The following is a 1096-nucleotide window of genomic DNA, read 5'->3' as shown; positions in this document are numbered from 1 at the left end:
GTGAGTGCGATTCGTTTAACCTAAATGGGTAGCAATACTCAGGGAAGGTTAGCCTAACCAACTGGTTAGTATAACTGAGTACACATCTAGGTGCAGGATTCACAAGTCCCTAGTCCTAGTCCGCAAGTGCAGCGGTAAAAGCATATCCCCTATTTTGTTGGGTAGCAACCAATAAGGTAAAGCGGGGATAAAAGACAAGAACTACTGGTAGCCGAAACTGGTAACTGTCAAGCAAGAGTTCATGTGTAGCGAAAGCAAAGATGTGTCTGAACCATCGTAATCTGAGATGGTCTAACGGCTGAATCAAGAATAAACCCGTTGAAAAACACGGTAAAGACTGATTAAGACCAAGCCAAAAGGCAAGGCTAGGGCATAGGCAATTTCACACTTGACCTATAAGCACCGCCCATAAACCCGGTGGATAGCATCACACTAAAAACTCTAACAATGTGTATTTGGAACGAAGTAACTCTCATATATTTCTGGGAATCATGTCGATTATCCAGTAAGTAGCTAACGAATAGTATATGGGAGAGGGATTGTATCAGAAGCCAATGCTCTGTTGTAATAACAGAGATATGCAGACAGGTACACGGTAACTTCAATGATGGGAACCTAGTAGCAATGAATAAGTCTAAAACGCGGGACAACCCGACGGTGGAATGGAATCAAATCAATTGGCGAAGAGCCGAAAGATTGACGTTTAAGTTGCAAAAGCGTATCTATCGAGCAAGTGAGCGTGGCGACGTTAAAGCAGTTCGGAAGCTTCAAAAGACCTTGATTAATTCATGGTCTAACAAGGTTTTGGCGGTACGACGGGTCACACAAGACAATACTGGCAAACGTACAGCAGGTGTGGATGGCATTAAATTGTTAACCCCAAAACAACGATTAAAGCTAGTAGGTCAACTCAAAATAACTGGTAAATCACAACCGACACGTAGGGTAATGATTCCAAAACCAGGAACCAATGAGTCCAGACCATTAGGAATACCCACAATGTACGACCGCGCCCTGCAAGCAGTTGTGAAAGCAGCACGCTTAGCCAGAATGGGAGGCAAAATTTGAGCCAAACTCATACGGTTTTAGACCCGGT

Annotated in this window: 1 pseudogene; it reads left to right on the top strand. The window is 43.7% G+C overall.

Going from position 1 to position 1096, the window contains the following annotated elements:
* Positions 1 to 624: 624 nt before the first annotated feature.
* Positions 625 to 1096: pseudogene (locus QT992_RS33450) on the top strand (reverse transcriptase N-terminal domain-containing protein); the annotation flags it as partial.

This window comes from Microcoleus sp. T3_D1, from assembly GCF_036700405.1.
In the GTDB taxonomy this organism is placed as follows: domain Bacteria; phylum Cyanobacteriota; class Cyanobacteriia; order Cyanobacteriales; family Microcoleaceae; genus Microcoleus.
Note: the sequence above shows the minus strand (reverse complement) of the source record. Positions and strands in the feature narration are given on the sequence as shown.